The organism is Streptomyces sp. NPDC052299 (assembly GCF_040679335.1).
GTDB lineage: Bacteria > Actinomycetota > Actinomycetes > Streptomycetales > Streptomycetaceae > Streptomyces.
The window spans coordinates 1-18264 of the sequence record NZ_JBFAUP010000032.1; the positions used below are offsets into that span (position 1 = coordinate 1).

At 72.3% G+C, this 18264-nt stretch carries 12 protein-coding genes and 2 pseudogenes; 10 read left to right on the forward strand and 4 right to left on the reverse strand.

Annotation, left to right across the window (positions count from 1 at the left end):
* Positions 1–543 (reverse strand): annotated as a pseudogene (locus AB0L33_RS33305) (ribulokinase); the annotation flags it as partial.
* A 317-nt stretch (positions 544–860) separates the two neighbouring features.
* On the opposite strand from AB0L33_RS33305, the pseudogene chvE reads away from it, so the two are divergent.
* The 8 genes and pseudogenes from chvE (at position 861) to AB0L33_RS33345 (ending at position 13089) form a co-directional block, all read left to right on the forward strand.
* Positions 861–1971 (forward strand): annotated as a pseudogene (gene chvE / locus AB0L33_RS33310) (multiple monosaccharide ABC transporter substrate-binding protein).
* A gap of 44 nt (positions 1972–2015) precedes the next feature.
* Entirely contained in the window at positions 2016–3563 is a 1548-nt protein-coding gene (gene mmsA / locus AB0L33_RS33315) for a multiple monosaccharide ABC transporter ATP-binding protein (protein WP_365687357.1), read from the forward strand.
* The gene (gene mmsB / locus AB0L33_RS33320; protein WP_365687328.1) at positions 3560–4807 is read left to right on the forward strand and encodes a multiple monosaccharide ABC transporter permease; all 1248 of its coding nucleotides are present in this window, start codon (positions 3560–3562) and stop codon (positions 4805–4807) included. The genes mmsA and mmsB overlap by 4 nt, the downstream gene beginning before the upstream one ends.
* Positions 4808–4981: 174 nt before the next feature.
* Positions 4982–6733: an ABC transporter ATP-binding protein gene (locus AB0L33_RS33325; RefSeq protein ID WP_365687329.1), complete on the forward strand. Its 1752-nt coding sequence runs from the start codon at positions 4982–4984 to the stop codon at positions 6731–6733.
* Positions 6730–8487 (forward strand): ABC transporter ATP-binding protein, encoded by a 1758-nt coding sequence (locus tag AB0L33_RS33330; RefSeq protein ID WP_365687330.1) that lies wholly within the window; start codon positions 6730–6732, stop codon positions 8485–8487. The genes AB0L33_RS33325 and AB0L33_RS33330 overlap by 4 nt, the downstream gene beginning before the upstream one ends.
* A gap of 112 nt (positions 8488–8599) precedes the next feature.
* Positions 8600–9202 carry a TetR family transcriptional regulator gene (locus AB0L33_RS33335; RefSeq protein ID WP_365687331.1) on the forward strand — a complete coding sequence of 201 codons (603 nt, stop codon included), beginning with the start codon at positions 8600–8602 and terminating at the stop codon, positions 9200–9202.
* Positions 9203–9279: 77 nt separating this feature from the next.
* Positions 9280–10881 carry an MDR family MFS transporter gene (locus AB0L33_RS33340; RefSeq protein ID WP_365687332.1) on the forward strand — a complete coding sequence of 534 codons (1602 nt, stop codon included), beginning with the start codon at positions 9280–9282 and terminating at the stop codon, positions 10879–10881.
* A gap of 69 nt (positions 10882–10950) precedes the next feature.
* Entirely contained in the window at positions 10951–13089 is a 2139-nt protein-coding gene (locus AB0L33_RS33345) for a prolyl oligopeptidase family serine peptidase (protein WP_365687333.1), read from the forward strand.
* A 30-nt stretch (positions 13090–13119) separates the two neighbouring features.
* On the opposite strand, the gene AB0L33_RS33350 is transcribed toward AB0L33_RS33345, so the two are convergent.
* Positions 13120–14043, reverse strand: a complete 924-nt coding sequence (locus AB0L33_RS33350; protein ID WP_365687334.1) for a LysR family transcriptional regulator — start codon at positions 14041–14043, stop codon at positions 13120–13122.
* A 38-nt stretch (positions 14044–14081) separates the two neighbouring features.
* On the opposite strand from AB0L33_RS33350, the gene AB0L33_RS33355 reads away from it, so the two are divergent.
* A complete protein-coding gene (locus AB0L33_RS33355) occupies positions 14082–15101 on the forward strand; it encodes an EamA family transporter (protein WP_365687335.1) in 1020 nt (339 codons plus the stop codon).
* On the opposite strand, the gene AB0L33_RS33360 is transcribed toward AB0L33_RS33355, so the two are convergent.
* Positions 15092–16423: an aminotransferase class I/II-fold pyridoxal phosphate-dependent enzyme gene (locus tag AB0L33_RS33360; RefSeq protein WP_365687336.1), complete on the reverse strand. Its 1332-nt coding sequence runs from the start codon at positions 16421–16423 to the stop codon at positions 15092–15094. The two genes, AB0L33_RS33355 and AB0L33_RS33360, sit on opposite strands and share 10 nt — an antisense overlap.
* Before the next feature lie 35 nt (positions 16424–16458).
* Here AB0L33_RS33360 and AB0L33_RS33365 point away from each other — a divergent pair, with 35 nt between their 5' ends.
* Positions 16459–17148 (forward strand): pyridoxamine 5'-phosphate oxidase family protein, encoded by a 690-nt coding sequence (locus AB0L33_RS33365; RefSeq protein ID WP_365687337.1) that lies wholly within the window; start codon positions 16459–16461, stop codon positions 17146–17148.
* On the opposite strand, the gene AB0L33_RS33370 is transcribed toward AB0L33_RS33365, so the two are convergent.
* The gene (locus AB0L33_RS33370) at positions 17145–18122 is read right to left on the reverse strand and encodes an EamA family transporter (protein ID WP_365687338.1); all 978 of its coding nucleotides are present in this window, start codon (positions 18120–18122) and stop codon (positions 17145–17147) included. The two genes, AB0L33_RS33365 and AB0L33_RS33370, sit on opposite strands and share 4 nt — an antisense overlap.
* Positions 18123–18264 lie beyond the last annotated feature (142 nt).

Here is an 18264-nt window from a genome sequence, read left to right on the forward strand (position 1 = left end):
CACCTGCAACGCCTTGGCGAACTGCCACTCGGAGGAGATCCTGCCCCCGTACCGGCTGATCCACTTCTCACCCCGCTCATGCGCGAGGGCATTGACGCGATCGGCCTGCCCCTGCGCGGCATGGTGCTTCCACAACTTCGGCCAGGCATGCGGGCGCTCGCACCACTGGGGCAGCAGAGCCAGCGGGACACCGTCCGCGGTGACCGGCAAAACCGTACAAGCGGTGAAGTCCGTCGCGATACCGACAACACAAGCCGGATCCACCCCAGCAGCCTCCACCGCCGCCGGAACAGCAACACGCAGGACATCGCGCCAGTCCTCCGGATGCTGCAACGCCCAGTCAGGAGGCAACACCACACCACTGAGCGGGAGACACTCCTCGATCACGGCATGCCGATAGTCATGCACCGCCGAGCCGAGCTCGGCACCGTCACGGACCCTCACCACCACGGCACGCCCGGAAAGGGTGCCGAAGTCCACCCCGACCGTGCAGGCGTCGGGATGATGACGTTCGACGGGGCCGGAAGAGGCGTGTGGCGTCACGATGCGGTCTCTCTCGTCTGGGGTGGACGGGGCACCAACAGCCCCCGATGATTGTTAGCGCTCACAAACAGTCGAGGCAAGGGCTGCGTGCACTTTTGTCGTTCCCGGCCCACCCGGCGGCGACACCCACGAACGCGCGTACCGCGTTCAACTGGTCGAACCTACGGGATGCGACACGTTTATCTCCCATTCCTCCGGTTACGGCCGCGCGTCGGCACAAGAAATGACGTGAGGGCCCCTTGCACCCCCCGTATGCGAGCGCTAACAATCGAGCACCACCAAGGCCGCCGCCACTACGGGAATGTCAGGTAATGCCCATGAAGAACTTCCGAGCCGCGTCCGCCCTCGTGGCGGTGACCACCGGCTGTGCCCTGCTCCTGACCGCCTGCGGACAGAACAGCGAGGGGGGGCAGCCAGGAGGAGAAGGACAAGAAGGACCTCACCATCGGCATCGCCATGCCCACCAAGTCCTCCGAGAGGTGGATCGCCGACGGCAAGAACATGACCGCGAGCCTGAAGAAGGCCGGATTCGCGACCACACTCCAGTACGGCGAGGACGACCCCGACCAGCAGGTCGCCCAGATCGAGAACATGATCACGCAGGGCGTGGACGCGCTGGTCATCGCCGCCATCAACGGCGAGGCCCTGTCCAACGTCCTCCAGCAGGCCGCGGACGCCGACATCCCCGTGATCTCGTACGACCGGCTCATCCTGGGCTCCCCGCACGTCGACTACTACGCCTCCTTCGACAACGAAAAGGTCGGGGAGCTGCAGGGCACGTACATCGTCGACAAGCTGGGGCTGAAGAGCGGCGCGAAGAAGGGCCCGTTCAACATCGAGCTGTTCGCCGGGTCCAACGACGACAACAACACCAAGTACTTCTTCAACGGCGCCATGAAGGTGCTGAAGCCCTACTTCGACAAGAAGCAATTGGTCGTGCGCTCCAAGCAGACCCGGCTCAACCAGGTCACCACGCTGCGCTGGGACGGCGGCACCGCGCAGAAGCGCATGGACGACCTGCTGACCTCCGCGTACACGACCGCACACGTCGACGCGGTGCTCTCCCCGTACGACGGCATCTCCATCGGCATCCTGTCCGCCCTGAAGTCCGACGACTACGGGAGCAAGGCCAAGCCGCTCCCGGTCGTCACCGGTCAGGACGCGGAGGTCGCCTCGGTGAAGTCGATCATCGCGGGCCAGCAGACCCAGACCGTCTACAAGGACACCCGCGCCCTGGCCCAGGTCGCGGCGGACATGGTGACGGCGGTCCTGGACGGCAAGAAGCCCGAGGTCAACGACGAATCGACGTACAACAACGGCAAGAAGGTCGTGCCCGCGTTCCTGCTCGACCCGGTCAGCGTCGACAAGACGAACTACCGCAAGGTCCTGGTCGACTCCGGCTACATCGACGCCAAGGAGCTCGGGTGACCTCCGCACCCGAATCCCCCGCCACGCCCGGCCCGGTCCTCGAAATGCGGTCCATCGTCAAGACGTTCCCCGGCGTCAGGGCGCTCTCCGAGGTGACCCTGTCCGTGCGGCGCGGCGAGGTGCACGCCCTGTGCGGGGAGAACGGGGCCGGCAAGTCGACGCTCATGAAGGTGCTCTCCGGCGTCCACCCGCACGGCTCCTACGAGGGCGAGATCCTCTTCGACGGCGAACCGTGCCGCTTCAAGGACATCCGGGCCAGCGAGCAGCGCGGGATCGTCATCATCCACCAGGAACTCGCGCTGGTCCCCCATCTGTCGATCGCCGAGAACGTCTTCCTGGGCAACGAGCCGGCCCGGCGCGGGATCATCGACTGGCGCGAGTCGCTGCGCCGGGCGTCCGCGCTGCTCAAGCGGGTCGGCCTGGACGACCATCCGGAGACCAGGGTCGCCGACATCGGTGTCGGCAAGCAGCAGTTGGTGGAGATCGCGAAGGCGCTGGCGAAGGACGTCCGGCTGCTGATCCTGGACGAGCCGACGGCCGCGCTCAACGACGAGGACAGCGCGAAGCTGCTGCGGCTGATGCGGGAGCTGAAGGACCAGGGCATCACCTCGATCATCATCTCGCACAAGCTGAACGAGATCGCCCGGATCGCGGACTCCGTCACCATCCTCCGCGACGGGCGGTCCATCGAGACCCTGGACGTCAACGACCCGGCCACCACCGAGGAACGCATCATCCGCGGCATGGTGGGCCGGGACCTCGACAGCCGCTTCCCCGACCGCACCCCGTACACCGGCGAGACCGACGCCCGGCCCGCCCTGGAGGTCAGGGACTGGACGGTGCGCCATCCGCTCGACCGCACCCGCAAGGTGGTCGACGGGGTCTCGCTCCAGGTCCGCCGCGGCGAGATCGTGGGCATCGCCGGGCTCATGGGCGCCGGCCGGACCGAGCTCGCGATGAGCGTCTTCGGGCGCTCGTACGGGCATTACGAGCGGGGCACCGTGCTAAGGGACGGCCGCGAGGTGCGCACCCGCACGGTGCCCGAGGCGGTCGCCCACGGCATCGCGTACGTCACTGAGGACCGCAAGCACTACGGTCTCGACCTCGGGGACTCGGTGGGCCGCAACATCTCGCTCGCCTCGCTGGGCTCCCTCGCCCGGCGCGGTGTGGTGGACGGCCACGAGGAGCGCAGGGTGGCCGAGCGGTACCGGCGGACCATGAACATCAAGACGCCGAACGTCCTCGAACCGGTCGGCCGGCTCTCCGGCGGCAACCAGCAGAAGGTCGTCCTCAGCAAGTGGATCCTCACCGGTCCGGACGTCCTCGTCCTGGACGAGCCCACGCGCGGTGTGGACGTGGGCGCCAAGTTCGAGATCTACACCGTGATCGACCGGCTCGCCGCCGAGGGCAAGGCGATCCTCTTCATCTCCTCCGAGCTGCCCGAACTGCTCGGCATGTGCGACCGCGTGTACACCATGGCCGCCGGCCGGCTGACCGGCGAGGTCGGGCGCGAGGACGCCACCCAGGAAGTGCTGATGCGGCACATGACCCAGGACACCACCCCCGTACCACCCGAAGGACACCAGGCATGAGCACCGACGTCAGCACCCATACGAAGGTCAACCCGCCCTCGGACGAGGGCGGTTCGCCCCCAGCGGGAGTCCCGGTCGTCCGGGTGCTCCTGGACGGCGTACGGCGGAACATGCGCCAGTACGGCATGCTCTTCGCGCTCGGCCTGATCGTGCTCCTGTTCCAGGTCTGGACGGGGGGCGACCTGCTGCTGCCGCGCAACGTCTCCAATCTGGTGCTCCAGAACAGCTACATCCTGATCCTGGCCATCGGCATGATGATCGTCATCATCTCGGGGCACATCGACCTGTCGGTGGGCTCCCTGATGGCACTGGTCGGAGGCGTCGGGGCGGTGCTCATGGTCGAGCACCATGTCGCGTGGCCGGTCGCCGTGATCCTCACCCTGCTCCTCGGGGCCGTGGCGGGAGCGCTCCAGGGCTTCTTCATCGCCTACGTCGGCATCCCCTCGTTCATCGTGACGCTCGCCGGCATGCTGCTGTTCCGGGGGCTGACGGAGATCTTCCTCAAGGGCCAGACGCTCGGCCCCTTCCCGGAGGGCATGCAGCGGGTCGCCAACGGCTTCCTGCCCGAGGTGGGGCCGGAGACCAACTACCACAACATCACCCTGCTGCTGGGCCTGGGGCTCGCCGCGTACGTGGTGTTCCAGGAGCTGCGGGACCGCCGGCGGCAGCGCGAGTTCACGCTGGAGACCCTGCCGACCAGCCTGTTCGCGCTGAAGGTGACGGCGCTGGTCGCCGCCGTGCTGGTCACCACCCTGCTGCTGGCGAGCTACAAGGGCGCGCCGGTGGTGCTGCTGATCCTGGCCGCGCTGTTGGTCGGCTTCGGGTACGTCATGCGGAACGCGGTCATCGGCCGCCACGTGTACGCGATCGGTGGCAACCTGCCCGCGGCGAAGCTGTCCGGGGTCAAGGACCGCAAGGTGACCTTCGCGGTCTTCCTCAACATGGGGATGCTCGCGGCGCTGGCCGGTCTCGTCTTCGCGGCGCGCTTCAACGCGGCCTCGCCGAAGGCCGGGGTGAACTTCGAACTGGAGGCCATCGCCGCCGCGTTCATCGGCGGGGCGTCGATGAGCGGCGGCGTGGGCACCGTCCTGGGAGCCATCATCGGCGGCCTGGTCCTCGGGGTGCTGAACAACGGCATGAACCTGGTCGGGGTCGGCACCGACTGGCAGCAGGTGATCAAGGGCCTGGTGCTGCTCGCGGCGGTCGGTTTCGACGTGTGGAACAAGCGGAGGGCGGGCGCCTGACCGGGCGGAACGGCTGGTGTCGCCCGACCGGTGGCACCGGCCGTTCGCGGAGCTCCATCGCGCGGATGATCAGGCCCTGCTGAGATCACCGCATGCGCGGCGACGCGTTCTACGGCTTTGCGGACGAATCAGCCCACTCGAAAGATTCGAACAGCGATCGCTACTGTGAGGCGGATGAGCGACGCGAGCCCGGACCCGGGGACCCCGGACCACCGCAGCGCCCTTCGGTACCTGTGGTGGCTGGTCACCAGTCAGCGCCGCCGGATCGCCGCCGGTGCGTTCTTCGGCAGTGCCTGGATGCTCTGCCTGGCGCTGCCGCCCTACCTCCTGTCGCGCGCCATCGACGACGGGCTCGAACCGGGGCACGGGACCGCGCTGTTCGGCTGGGTCGCCGCGCTGGTGGGCGCCGGGGTGCTGAACGCGTGGCTGGCCATCATGCGGCACCGGACGATGACCAGGGTGCGGATCGACGCCTCGTTCCGGTCCGTACAGGTGGTGGTCAGGCACGCGACCGGGCTGGGCGGAGCGCTGCCGCGCAAGGTCACCGCCGGGGAGGTCGTGACGATCGGGTTCGGCGACGTCGGTGTGATCGCCCAGACGCTGACCATCACGGGCCCGGGCGTCGGGGCGGTCCTCGTCTATGCCGCCGTGGCCGCGTTGCTGCTGACCGTTTCCCCGTTGCTCGCCGCGGTGGTGCTGCTCGGCGTTCCGCTGCTCGCGGTGCTGGTCGGCCCGCTGCTGGGCCGGTTGCAGGGCGTCGAAGCGGCCTACCGGGAGCAGCAGGGCTCGCTTGCCGCGCGCTTCGGGGACATCGTGGGCGGGCTGCGCGTGCTCAACGGCATCGGTGGCAAGGAGGTGTACGCCGACCGGTACCGGCGCGGCTCGCAGGCGCTGCGGGCGGAGGGGTACCGCGTCGGTACGGTGACCAGCTGGATCCAGGCCCTGGGCGTCGGCCTGCCCACCCTGTTCCTCGGGGCGGTGACCTGGCCGGCGGCCCGGATGGCCGCCCAGGGTGACATCACCGTCGGCGAGTTGGTTGCCGTGTACGGGTACGCCGCGGTGCTGGTGGTGCCGGTCTCGTTCTTCATCGAGGGTGGCTACGACCTCACGCGCGGGCTGGTCGCCGCACGTCGGGTCGTACGGTTCCTGGCCCTGCGACCCGACGCCGCGGACAAGGAGCCCACCTCCGAGGGGCCCGAGGTCCCGGCCGTGCTCCGTGATGCGGAGAGCGGGGTCGAGGTGGTGCCCGGCAGGCTGACCGCGCTGGTCAGTGCCCGTCCCGCGGAGAGCGCGGCGGTCGTCGACCGGCTCGGCCGGTTCGCCGGGTCGGCCGCCACCTGGGGCGGGATTCGGCTGGACGAGATCGACCTGACGCGGGTGCGCCGGCGGATTCTGGTCGCGGACAACGCGGCGGACCTGTTCGCCGGTCCGCTGCGCGAGGTGATCTGCGGCGGCCGCGAGGTGGACGAGGACACCATCGCCCGGGGCGTCCACGCGGCCGTGGCGCAGGACATCGTCCGCGGTCTGCCGCGCGGACTGGACTCGCCCGTCGAGGCGCAGGGCCGCAACCTCTCCGGAGGCCAGCGGCAGCGCGTCCGGCTGGTCCGGGCGTTGCTGGCCGACCCCGAGGTGCTCCTGGCGGTCGAGCCGACATCGGCCCTCGACGCGCACACCGAGGCGGCCGTCGCCGCCCGTCTGCGCACCGCGCGCTCCGGCCGCACCACGGTCGTCACCGGTACCTCGCCGCTCCTGCTGGACCAGGCGGACACCGTGCACTACCTGGCCGACGGAGCGGTCGCCGCCGTCGGCACCCATCGCGAACTCCTGGACCGCCGGCCCGACTACCGCCGCCTGGTGTCCCGGGGCTCGGGGGACGAGGACCCCGGCCGTACGAACGCCGACACCCGCCAGGAGGCCGCACCATGACCGCGTCGTCGTCCCTCCCCGTCGCCGAGCCGTCCCGGATACGACGCGCAGCCCTCCGGCTGGTGCGGCTCGACGGGCGGACGTTCGCCGTCATGCTCGGTCTCAACGCCCTCGCCGCCGCTGCCGGGCTCGTCGGCCCCTGGCTGCTCGGCCGCATCATCGACGAAGTCGGGGCCGGAGCCCCCGTGGCCTCCGTGGACCGCCTGGCACTCGCCATCCTCGTCTTCGCGCTGGTCCAGCTCGTCCTGGTGCGTCACGCGAGTTACGTCGGCCACCGCTTCGGCGAGCGGGCCCTGGCCCGCATCCGCGAACAGTTCACCGACCGGGCGCTCGCCCTGCCCGCCGCTGTGATCGAACGGGCCGGCACCGGCGACCTGATGACCCGCGGCACCACCGACGTCGCCGCGGTCGGCCACACGCTGCGCAGCGCCGGGCCGGAGATCCTGGTCGCCGGGGTCCAGGCGCTGTTCATCCTCGGCGCGGTCTTCCTGGTGGACCCGCTGCTCGGCGCGTGCGGGGTGGTGGGCCTGTTCGGCATCTGGCTCGCCTCCCGCTGGTACCTGCGCCGGGCGCTCACCGCGTACCTCGCCGAAGGGGCCGCCCACTCGGCGCTCGCGGAACAGCTCGCGGCGACCGCGACCGGCGCTCGCACCGTCGAAGCCCTCGGCCTCCAGGAGCAGCGCATCACCGCGTGCCAGGAACAGATCGAGGCGTGCCGGGCCACCCGGAAGCGGACCCTGTTCCTGCGCAGTGTGCTCTTCCCGGCGATCGACATCTCCTACGTCGTTCCCGTCGCCGGTGTCCTGCTCATCGGCGGCCTGCTGCACAGCCACGGCGCGATGAGCCTGGGCGCCGTGGTCGCCTCGGCCCTGTACCTGCGTCAGCTCGCCCAGCCCCTGGACGTCATCCTCCAGCAGATGGAGCAGCTACAGAGCAGCAGTGCCTCCTTCGCCAGGGTCGAGGGCCTCGGCCTGGCCCCGCGGACACCGGCCGCCTCTTCCCGCGAGCCGTCCGACGACCGGATCGAGGTGACCGGGGCGCACTACGCGTACGACGGCGGGAGCGACGTACTGCACGGCGTCGACCTGACCGTCCGGCCCGGCGAACGCCTGGTGGTCGTGGGACCGTCCGGTGCGGGCAAGACCACCCTGGGCAGGTTGCTGGCGGGTGTGGAAGCGCCCCGCTCGGGCTCGGTGACGGTGGGCGGCGTACCGGTCGCCGACCTCGACCCCGACCAGCTGCGCAAGCACGTCGTCCTCGTCACTCAGGAGCACCACGTCTTCCTGGGCACGGTCCGCGACAACCTGCGGATCGCCTCCGCCCACGCCACCGACGCCGAACTGCACGCGGCGCTCGCCGCCGTCGGCGCCGACTGGGCGCGTGAACTCCCCGACGGCCTCGACACCGGCCTGGGGCCGGGCGGCCACCGCCCGGACGGCGCGCAGGCCCAGCAACTCGCCCTGGCACGCGTGGTGCTGGCCGACCCTCACACCCTGATACTCGACGAGGCCACCGCCCTCCTCGATCCGCAGACCGCCCGCCACACGGAACGGGCCCTGGCCGCCGTCCTGCGGGGCCGGACCGTCATCGCCATCGCCCACCGGCTGCAGACGGCCCACGACGCCGACCGGGTCGCCGTGATGGAGGCCGGCCGCCTCACCGAGCTCGGCACCCACGACGACCTGGTCGAGGCCGACGGCGCCTATGCCGCCCTCTGGCGCTCCTGGCACGGCGAGCGGCCTGCCACCCGGTGAGACGGCCCCTGCCTACGTCCTCGGGAGCAGAGGGGCTCCATGCCACGGCCTTCTCCGGGGCCGTCCGGGCGTAATTTTGCCCGGCCTGCAAAATTGCATAGCATGCACCTTCATGAGCGACGACCCGCCCCTCGGGCTGCGTGAACGCAAGAAGCGCGCCACGCGTGACGCCCTGGCGGACGCGGCCCTGCGCATGGCCGCCGACCGCGGCTTCGAGCACGTGACCGTGGAAGCGGTCACCGACGCCGTCGGGGTGTCCGTGCGCACGTTCTTCAACTACTTCCCGTGCCTGGAGGACGCGATCACGCGCCCCGTCCAGGAGAACGCGGAACGGACCCGGCGGGCCGTGCTCAACGCCCCTGAGCAACTGACCGCGCTCGACGCCCTCAGCGAGGCCATCGCCCAGGAGCTCGCCTCCATCGAGGAGGACCACGAGCGCTGGGAGCTCCAGCTCGAGGTGCTGAAGAAGAGCCCGGCCCTGCTCCCCAACTTCTTGGCCGCCCGGGGTGCCGAGGAGAGCGCCATGGTCGCCGTCGTCGCCGAACGCCTCGGCCAGGACCCCGAGACCGACCTGTATCCCCGGCTCCTGTCACACGTGGCCCTCGCCGCCGTGCGGGCCGCCGTCGAGGTCTGGGTGGCCACGGGCCGCACCCGTACCTTCCAGAGCCTGTACCGCGAGGCGTTCGCCTCGCTGGCCGCCGGTCTGAAGGGCTGAGCCGCACCACCGCACCACCCTCCGCGCCGCACCACTGGGCGCGGAGCCAGTCACCAGAGAATGAGGAACGTCAGCCGATGACCGCTGCCGTCACACCCGAAACCGGCGCCGCCGGTCCGACCGAGGGGTCCGCGTCAGGCATGACGCGGCGCCAGATACTCCAGGCCATGTCGGGCCTGATGGCCGGCATGTTCGTCGCCATCCTGGCCTCCACGGTCGTCTCCAACGCCCTGCCCCGGATCATCGCCGACCTGCACGGCACCCAGTCGTCGTACACCTGGGTCGTCACGGCCGAGCTGCTCGCCATGACGGCGACCGTGCCGATCTGGGGCAAGCTCTCCGACCTGTACGACAAGAAGCTGCTCATCCAGCTCTCGCTGTCGATGTTCGTCGTCGGCTCGCTGGTCGCGGGCTTCTCGCACAGCGTCGGGCTGCTCATCGTCAGCCGGGTCGTGCAGGGCATCGGCGCGGGCGGTCTCACCGCCCTCGCCCAGGTCGTGATGGCGGCGATCATCCCGCCGCGCGAACTCGGCCGCTACTCCGGCATCTTCGGTGCCGTCTTCGCCGTCGGCACGGTCGCAGGCCCGCTGATCGGCGGGGTGCTCGTCGACACCTCCTGGCTGGGCTGGCGCTGGTGCTTCTTCATCGGCGTGCCGTTCGCGCTGCTCGCGATCGTGCTGCTCCAGCTGACCCTGAAGCTGCCCACGATCCGCCGTGAGGTGAAGATCGACTACGTGGGTGCCGTCCTCATCATGAGCGGCGTCAGCTCGCTGCTCCTGTGGGTGACCCTCGCGGGCAACCGCTTCGACTGGGCGTCCTGGCAGACTGCCGCGCTCGTCTCCGCCGGTGTGGTCCTGCTGGCCGCCGCGGTCTGGGTCGAGTCCCGGGTGGCGGAGCCGATCATCCCGCTGGGCATCTTCCGCAACCGGACCGTCGCGCTGACGACCGTGGCGAGCCTGCTGGTCGGGGTCGCCATGTTCGGCGGCACCGTGTTCCTCTCCCAGTACTTCCAGATCTCGCTGGGCAAGTCCCCGACGATCGCGGGTCTGATGAGCCTGCCGATGATCCTCGGTCTGATGATCTCGACCACCGTCGCCGGCCAGATCATCTCCGCCCGGGGCAAGTGGAAGGGCTTCCTCATCGCGGGCGGCGTCATCATGACCGCGGGCATGGGGCTGCTCTCCACGATCGGCGCCGACTCCTCGTTCGGCCTGCTCAGCGTCTACATGGTGGTCCTCGGCGTCGGCGTCGGCATGCTGATGCAGAACCTCGTGCTGGCCGCCCAGAACGACGTGCCCGCCTCCGAACTCGGCGCGGCCACCTCGGTCCTGTCGTTCTTCCGCAGCCTCGGCGGCGCCATCGGTACGAGCGCCCTGGGTGCGGTCCTCGGTCACCGGGTGGCCGAGGAGCTGAAGAAGGGCTTCGGCGGGGCGGCCGGAGGCGGCACCGGCGGCGGTGTCCCGGAACTCAGCAAGCTGCCGGAGCCGGCGCGCGTCATCGTGGAGAACGCGTACGGCGTCGCCACCGCCGACGTCTTCCTGATCGGCGCCCCCTTCGCGTTCCTGGCGCTCGTCGCGGTGCTCTTCATCAAGGAGAAGCCGCTGCGCACCCAGAGCGGCATGGAGCGCCTGGCGGAGGAGGCGGCGGCGGCCCAGCCCGCCGCGACCTCGGCGCACTGATCACGACCGTCCGGGGCCCCCGCGGGCCCCGGACGGCTTTCCCACCGCAGCACCTGTCATGGTGTCGGGGTGACAGACCCCGCCGCCTCGCCCGCCGATCCGTTCCCCGGCCAGTTCGCCCGTACCCGCCGCTTCTCGCTGGGCGTGCCCCGGCAGTTCACCGTCTCCCCCGACGGCGAACGGGTCCTCTTCCTCCGGGGCACGTCGGGCACCGACCCGGTCAGCCGGCTCTGGGTGTTCGAGAACGGCGCGGAGCGGCTGCTCGCCGACCCGCTGGGGCCGGGCTTCGCGGAAGCGGCCTCCGGCGAGATCCCGCCGGAGGAACGGGCCCGGCGCGAACGCGCCCACGAGACCTCGTCCGGCGTCGTCTCCTACGCCACCGACGCCTCGGTGCGTCTGGCTGCCTTCGCCCTCGCGGGCACCCTCTGGCTCGTCCCCGTGGACGGCTCCGCGCCCCGCCGCCTGCCGACCGCCGGGCCCGCCGTGGACCCCCGCCCCTCCCCCGACGGCTCGCTGATCGCGTACGTCTCCGGCGGCGCCCTGCGTACGGTGCGGGCGGACGGCACCGGCGACCGCGCGCTCGCCGGCCCCGACGGCGACCACATCACGTACGGCCTGTCCGACTACGTGTCGCAGGAGTCCATCGGCCGTACGCGCGGCTACTGGTGGTCCCCGCGCGGCGACGCCCTCCTGGTCGCCCGCACCGACACCTCCGGCGTCCGTCGCCGCTACCTCACCGACCCCGCGCACCCCGGGCGCCCGCCCCGCGAGCTGGCGTACCCGGCCGCCGGGACCCCCAACGCGAAGGTCTCGCTGCACCTCGTACGGCTCTCCGGGGAGCGCACCGCCGTCCGGCTCCCCGAAGCGGCGGGCGCCGGGCACCCCGAAGCCGCCTGGACGGACCGCGCGTTCGAGTACGTGGTGGCGGCGGGCTGGGACGACCGGGGGCCCCTGGTCTCCGTACAGACCCGGGACCAGCGCTCCGTGCACGTCCTGGCGGTGCACGGCGCGACCGGGGAGACCAGGACCGTGCACCGCGCTCACGACCCCGCCTGGGTGGCCCTGCGCCCGGGCACCCCGCTGCGCCTGCCGTCCGGCGCGCTCGTCGTGCCCGCGTGCCCCGGCGGCGACACCCAGGGCCTGGACATCGGCGGCAGCCGGACGCCCGCGGGCCTGGAGGTGCGCGAGGTGCTCGGCACGGCGGGCGGGCGGGTGTACTTCACCGGCGGCGACGAGCCCACCGAGGTGCACGTCTGGTCCTGCGACGAGGCCGGGGGCCGCCTGGCCCAGGTCTCCGGCGCGCCCGGGGTGCACACCGCCGCGGTCGGCGGCCCGGTGGTGGTCCTCGACAGCCGGACGCCGGACGGCCACGCGGTGACCGTGCTGCGGGACGGCGTGGAGGCGGGCCGGATCGCCGTACTGGCCGAGGAACCGCTCGTCACCCCGCGTCCCCTCGCCCTCAGTCTCGGCGCGCGCGAGCTGCGCAGCCGCCTCTACCTGCCGTCCTGGCACGCGCCGGGCGCCGGACCGCTGCCGGTGCTGCTGAGTCCGTACGCGGGCCACGGCATGCAGGTCGTGCTGAAGGTGCGGGCGTGGTGGACGGCGGTGGCCCAGTGGTTCGCGGAGCAGGGGTTCGCGGTCCTCGTCACGGACGGGCGGGGGACGCCGGGGCGCGGCGAGGCGTGGGAGAAGTCGGTGCACGGCGACCGGCTGACGGCGGTGCTGGAGGACCAGATCGACGCCCTGCACGCGGTGGCCGCCGACCGTCCCGAGCTGGACCTGACGCGGGTGGCGATGCGCGGCTGGTCGTTCAGCGGGTATCTCGCGGCCGCGGCGGTGCTCCGGCATCCGGAGGTCTTCCACGCGGCGGTGGCGGGCGCGGCCCCGGCGGACCGGCGGCTGTACGACACCCACTGGGAGGAGCGCTTCCTGGGCCACCCGGACGTGCTGCCGGAGAACTACGACCGCAATTCGCTGCTGGCGGAGGCCGCGTCGCTGACCCGCCCGCTGATGCTGGTGCACGGGCTCGGCGACGACAACGTCACCGTGGCGCACACCCTGCGCCTCTCCTCGGCCCTGCTCGCCGCGGGCCGGCCGCACACGGTCCTGCCGTTGTCCGGGACCGGTCACCTGGTGGGCCGGGACCACACGGCGGGCGAACTGCTGCGGTTCGAGCGGGACTTCCTGCGGAGGTCGCTGGGGACCTGACGGTCGTACGGGCCGGGCGGGCCGAGCCCGTCAGCTCTCCGGCCCCATGGGGTCGTCCAGCCCCCGCCCCGCCTCGCGCAGCGCCGCGACCGCCGCCCGGACCGAGGGCCGCCGGTCCGCGTCCGTCCGCCACACCGCGTGGACATGACGGCGCATCCGCTGGCGCACCGGCACCAGCCGCACCCCGTCGGGCACCGGCCCCCGCCCCAGCCGGGGTGCCACGCAGACGCCCATTCCGGCGGCGATCAGGGCGAGTTGCGTGTGGTGCTCGCCCGCGAGGTGGGCGATGCGCGGTTCGATGCCCTTGGAGCGGAGCGTGAACATCAGCCAGTCGTAACAGAATTCGCCCTCGGGCCAGGACACCCAGTCGTCGTCCGCGAAGTCCTCCAGGTCCACCTCGGAGCGACCGGCGAGCCGGTGGTCCGCCGGCATGGCGATGTCCGGGGCGTCGTCCAGCAGTTCCGCCCGGGTCAGGCCGCCGGGCACCGGGAGCCGCTTGTTGCTCCAGTCCAGGACCACGGCGAGATCGATGTCGCCCCGGAGCACCGCCCGGATGCCGGCCTCCGGCTCCAGTTCCAGGGTGCGCACCCGCAGTTCGGGGTGGCCCGAGCGCAGGGCGAGCAGCGTGGCGGGGAAGAGGCCGCGCGCGGCGGTGGGGAACGCGCCGAGCCGGATCTCCCCGACGACCTCGCCGCGCTGGGCTTCGATGTCGGACTGGGCCAGTTCGACCTGCGAGAGGATGCGGGCGGCGTGGTCGGCGAGCAGCCGGCCCGCGTCGGTGAGCCGCACCCCGCGCCCGTTCCTGGCGAGGAGCTGCTGACCGACCTCGCGCTCCAGCTTCGCCATCTGCTGCGAGACGGCCGAAGTCGTCACGTGCAGCCCTTCCGCGGCGCCGCTGACCGAACCGAGCCTGGCCAGGGCGTCGAGGGTGCGCAGGCGCTCCAGATTCAACATGTAAGCGATGCTACGTGAAACAGCGCACAAAATCTCACTTGTGCTACGAGGTCCGGGCGGCGATCGTTGTCACCATGAGCGCCCCGACCGCCCCGAGAGCCACCCCCGAGCCGCGCCCGGCCCCGTCCGCGCCGCAGACCTCCGTCAGCACCGCCACCCCCGCCCGGCGGCCGGCCGTGGACTGGCGGCTGCGCTTCGCGGCGCTCTCGCTGATCTGGGGCTTCAGCTTCCTCCTGATCAAGGTGGGCACCGACGCGTACGCCCCGTTCCAGGTGACCCTGGGGCGGCTCCTGTCGGGCACGGCGGTCCTCGCGGTGGTCATGGCGGTGAAGCGGGAGCGGCTGCCGCGTTCCGTCCGGACCTGGGGCCATCTGGCGGTGGCGGCGTTCTTCCTGAACGCGCTGCCGTTCTCCCTGTTCGCCTACGCAGAGCTGTCCATCCCGTCGACGCTGGCGGGCATCTGCAACGCGACCTCGCCGCTGTGGGGCATGGCGCTCTCGCTCGTCGCCCTCTCGGAGGACCGGCCGACCCGCCGCCGCGTTGCCGGTCTCGGTCTCGGTTTCCTCGGTGTGCTGACGGTGCTCGGCGCCTGGCAGGGCTTCTCCGGGCTGGACTTCGGCGGCACCGCCATGGCGCTCCTCGCCTCGCTGAGCTACCCGGTCGGCTGGATCTACGTACGCCGCACGCTGGCCGGCAGCGGTGCGTCGACCCTCGCGCTCACCGGCAGCCAGCTCTTCCTGGGCACCGTGCAACTGGCCATCGTCACCCCGCTGTTCACCACCGTCCCGGGCGGCTTCCCGGTCCTGCCCACCCTGGCCGTCGTCGCGCTCGGGGCGCTGGGCACCGGGCTGGCGGTGCTGCTCCAGTACGGCCTGGTCAACGAGGTCGGGCCGACGACCGCGCAGATGGTCACCTACTTCATCCCGGTCATCGCCACGGCGGCCGGAGTGGCCGTGCTCGGCGAGCGGCTGAGCTGGAACACCCCCGTCGGCGCGCTCGTCGTCCTGGCCGGGGCGGCGCTCACCCAGAGCAGGCGGCGCGCCCGGCCTCAGCCGTAGCTCAGCGGCCTCGCCGGGCCCGCCGCCCCCGCCACCGCGTCGGCCAGCGGCCCGATGTCGGCGTCGGTGAGCGGGGAGACGGTGATCCGGACCGCCTGGGGCGCGGCGATGCGGAACCGGGCCCCGGGCGCCACCGCCCAGCCCGCCTGCAACAACCGGGCCACCGCACCCGTCTCGTCGCTCACCGGCACCCACACGTTCATCCCGCTGCGGCCGTACGCCGCCACACCGCGCTCCGCCAGCGCCAGGACGAGGGCGTCCCGGCGGCGGGCGTAGGACCGGGCCACCTCGCGCGAGTCCACGGCGCCGGTGTTCCACAGGTGCACCACGGTCCGTTGCAGCAGCCGGCTGACCCAGCCGGGGCCGAGCCGCTGGCGGCCGGCCACCCGGTCCACCGTGACCGCGTCCCCGGTCAGCACCGCGACCCGCAGGTCCGGCCCGTACGCCTTGGCCACCGAGCGGACGAACGCCCACCGGCCCGTGGCCCCGGCCAGCGGGTGCAGCGGCTGGTCCACGATGGCGTGGCCGTGGTCGTCCTCGATGAGCAGAACGTCCGGATGCCGGGCGAGGACCGCCCGCAGCCGCTCCGCCCGGTCCTCGGAGACCGTGGCCCCGGTCGGGTTCTGCGCCCGGTCCGTGATCACGACGGCCCGCGCGCCCTCCTGGAGCGCTGCTTCGAGCGCGTCCGGCAACGGCCCGCCCTCGTCCAGCGCCATCGGCACGGGCCGCATGCCGAGGGCGGGCACCAGGTCCAGGAGCCCGCCCCAGCCGGGGTCCTCGACCGCGACCGGGTCACCGGGCCTGAGGTGGGCGTTGAGCACCCGCTCGATCGCGTCCAGCGAGCCGGAGGCGGCGGCCACCGGTCCGGCCGGCACCCCGTCCGCGTCCATCGCGGCACGCGCGAGGGCGGCGAACTCCGGGTCCACGGCCGCCCGACCGTACAGCCCGGGCTCGCGCGCGTACGCCTCGGCGACCGACGCGAACGCCTCGCCCAGCCGCGGGAGCAGCGCCGGGTCGGGGCTGCCGTCGCCCAGATCCCGGACCCCGGGCGGGGCCTCGACCCGCATCGAACCGCGCGCGGTGCTCGCCGGACGCGGTCTGATCCGGCTGCCCCGGCGACCGGCGGTCTCGATCACCCCGCGCTCGCGCAGGGTGCGGTAAGCGGCCGCCACGGTGTTCGGATTCACCTCCAGCCGGGCTGCCAACTCCCGCATGGGGGGCAGCACATGACCCGGCGGCAGCTCGCCCGAAGCGACCCCGCGCTCGACGCTGGCGGCAATTTCCTGTGCGCGCCGTCCACTGATCCGATACTCTCCTAGCACAAACCAAAGTATGCACTAGTGCAATGGAGTCCGCAATGCCGGAGACCGCTCCCCAGCAGACCACACCCCCGGACACCTCATCCGGCTACGAGCCGACCGACCGCACCACACCCACCCGGTCGCGGGACCGCGCCGCGTACGACCGGGAGACGGTCCACTCGATACTCGACACCGCCTACCTCTGCCACCTCGGCTTCGTGCGCGACGGCGCGCCGGTCGTGCTGCCGACGCTCTTCGGCCGGGTCGGCGAGCGGCTGTACGTGCACGGCTCGACGGGCTCACGGCCGCTGCGGGCGGCCGGGGACAGCGACGAGGGGCTGCCCGTGTGCCTGACGGTGACCCATGTCGACGGCCTGGTGCTGGCCCGTTCCGCCTTCCACCACTCGCTCAACTACCGCTCGGTGGTCGTTCACGGAACCGCGCACACGGTGACCGACCCGGAGGAGCGGCGCGTCGCGCTGGACGCGCTCGTGGACCAGGTGGTGCCGGGGCGCTCGAAGGACTCGCGGCCCGCCGACGGAAAGGAGCTGGCCGCGACCGCCGTCATCCGGCTGGATCTGCGGGAGGTCTCCGCCAAGATCCGCACGGGCGGCCCGAACGACGACCCCCGGGACCTCGCCCTGCCGTACTGGTCCGGCGTCGTCCCCGTCGCCCCGGCCTACGGCGCCCCGGTCCCGGCGGACGACCTGGACCCGTCCGTCGGCGTACCGGCCTACCTCCCCTAGAGCCGGGCGTCTGCGCGATCCGCGGCGCCCTCCGGGGCCCCGGCCCCCGAGGCCACCGGCCCGGAGGGCGGCCGGGGCGTGGCCGACTGCGCGATGAGGGCGCCGGCCAGCACGAGCGCGCCGCCGATGAGCTGCGGAGCGGCCAGGTGCTCCCCGAGGAGGACCCAGGCGAGCACGGTCGCGATGACCGCTTCCAGGCAGGCGACGACGCCCGCGACCGCCGGCGAGAGCAGGCGTACGGAGATCACCCCGGTGACGTACGCGATGACGGTGGCCAGCAGCACGATCCAGACGAGCAGCAGCCAGGCCGGCACCGTGGCACCGTCCATGACCGTGTCGCCGCCGAGCACCGGCCAGTCCATGCCCCAGGGCCGGGCGACCGCGGTGAGCACGAGGGCGCCGATCAGCAGCCCGTACGCGATGACGCCGACCGGGTGCGGGGGTTCGTCGCCGCCGCCCTGGTCGGAGAGGACGAAGTAGCCGACCTGGCAGCAGGCCGCGCCCAGCGCGAGGACCAGTCCGACCGCGTCGAAGCTCAGCCCGGCCCATACCTCGACCACGCAGGCGAGCCCGCCGACCGCGAGGACGACCCCGAGGGCCGCCGCCCGCGTGACCGGGCGCCGCTGCACGAAGCGCACCCAGCCGAGTACGAGCGCCGGGGCGAGGTATTCCACGAGCAGCGCGACGCCCACCGGAATGCGGGAAATGGCGGCGAAGTAGCAGGCTTGCACGCCCGCGACGGCGAGCAGCCCGAAACCGAGCAGGAGCACGGGGCGGCTGCGCACCAGCGCCCGGTGGCGCCAGGCCACCGGCAGCATGACGAGCGCGGCGCCCGCCACCCGCAGCCAGACCACGTGGAGCGGATCGAGCCCCGCCTCGATCAGCGGCTTGGCCGCCACTCCCGAACCACCGAATGCGAAGGCCGAGGCGAGGGCGAGTCCCAGGCCGGCGCTTCTCCCCTGAGACGCGTGCATCGGCACATCATGACAGCTGCGGTCAGCACCGTCACCCCAGTGACACCTGACGCACACCGTGCTGAGGACCGGGGCAACCGACGCCCCGTCCTCGTACGTCCCACAGGGCGGAGCGGTTGTTCGCGGCACGGCGGGAGGGGAC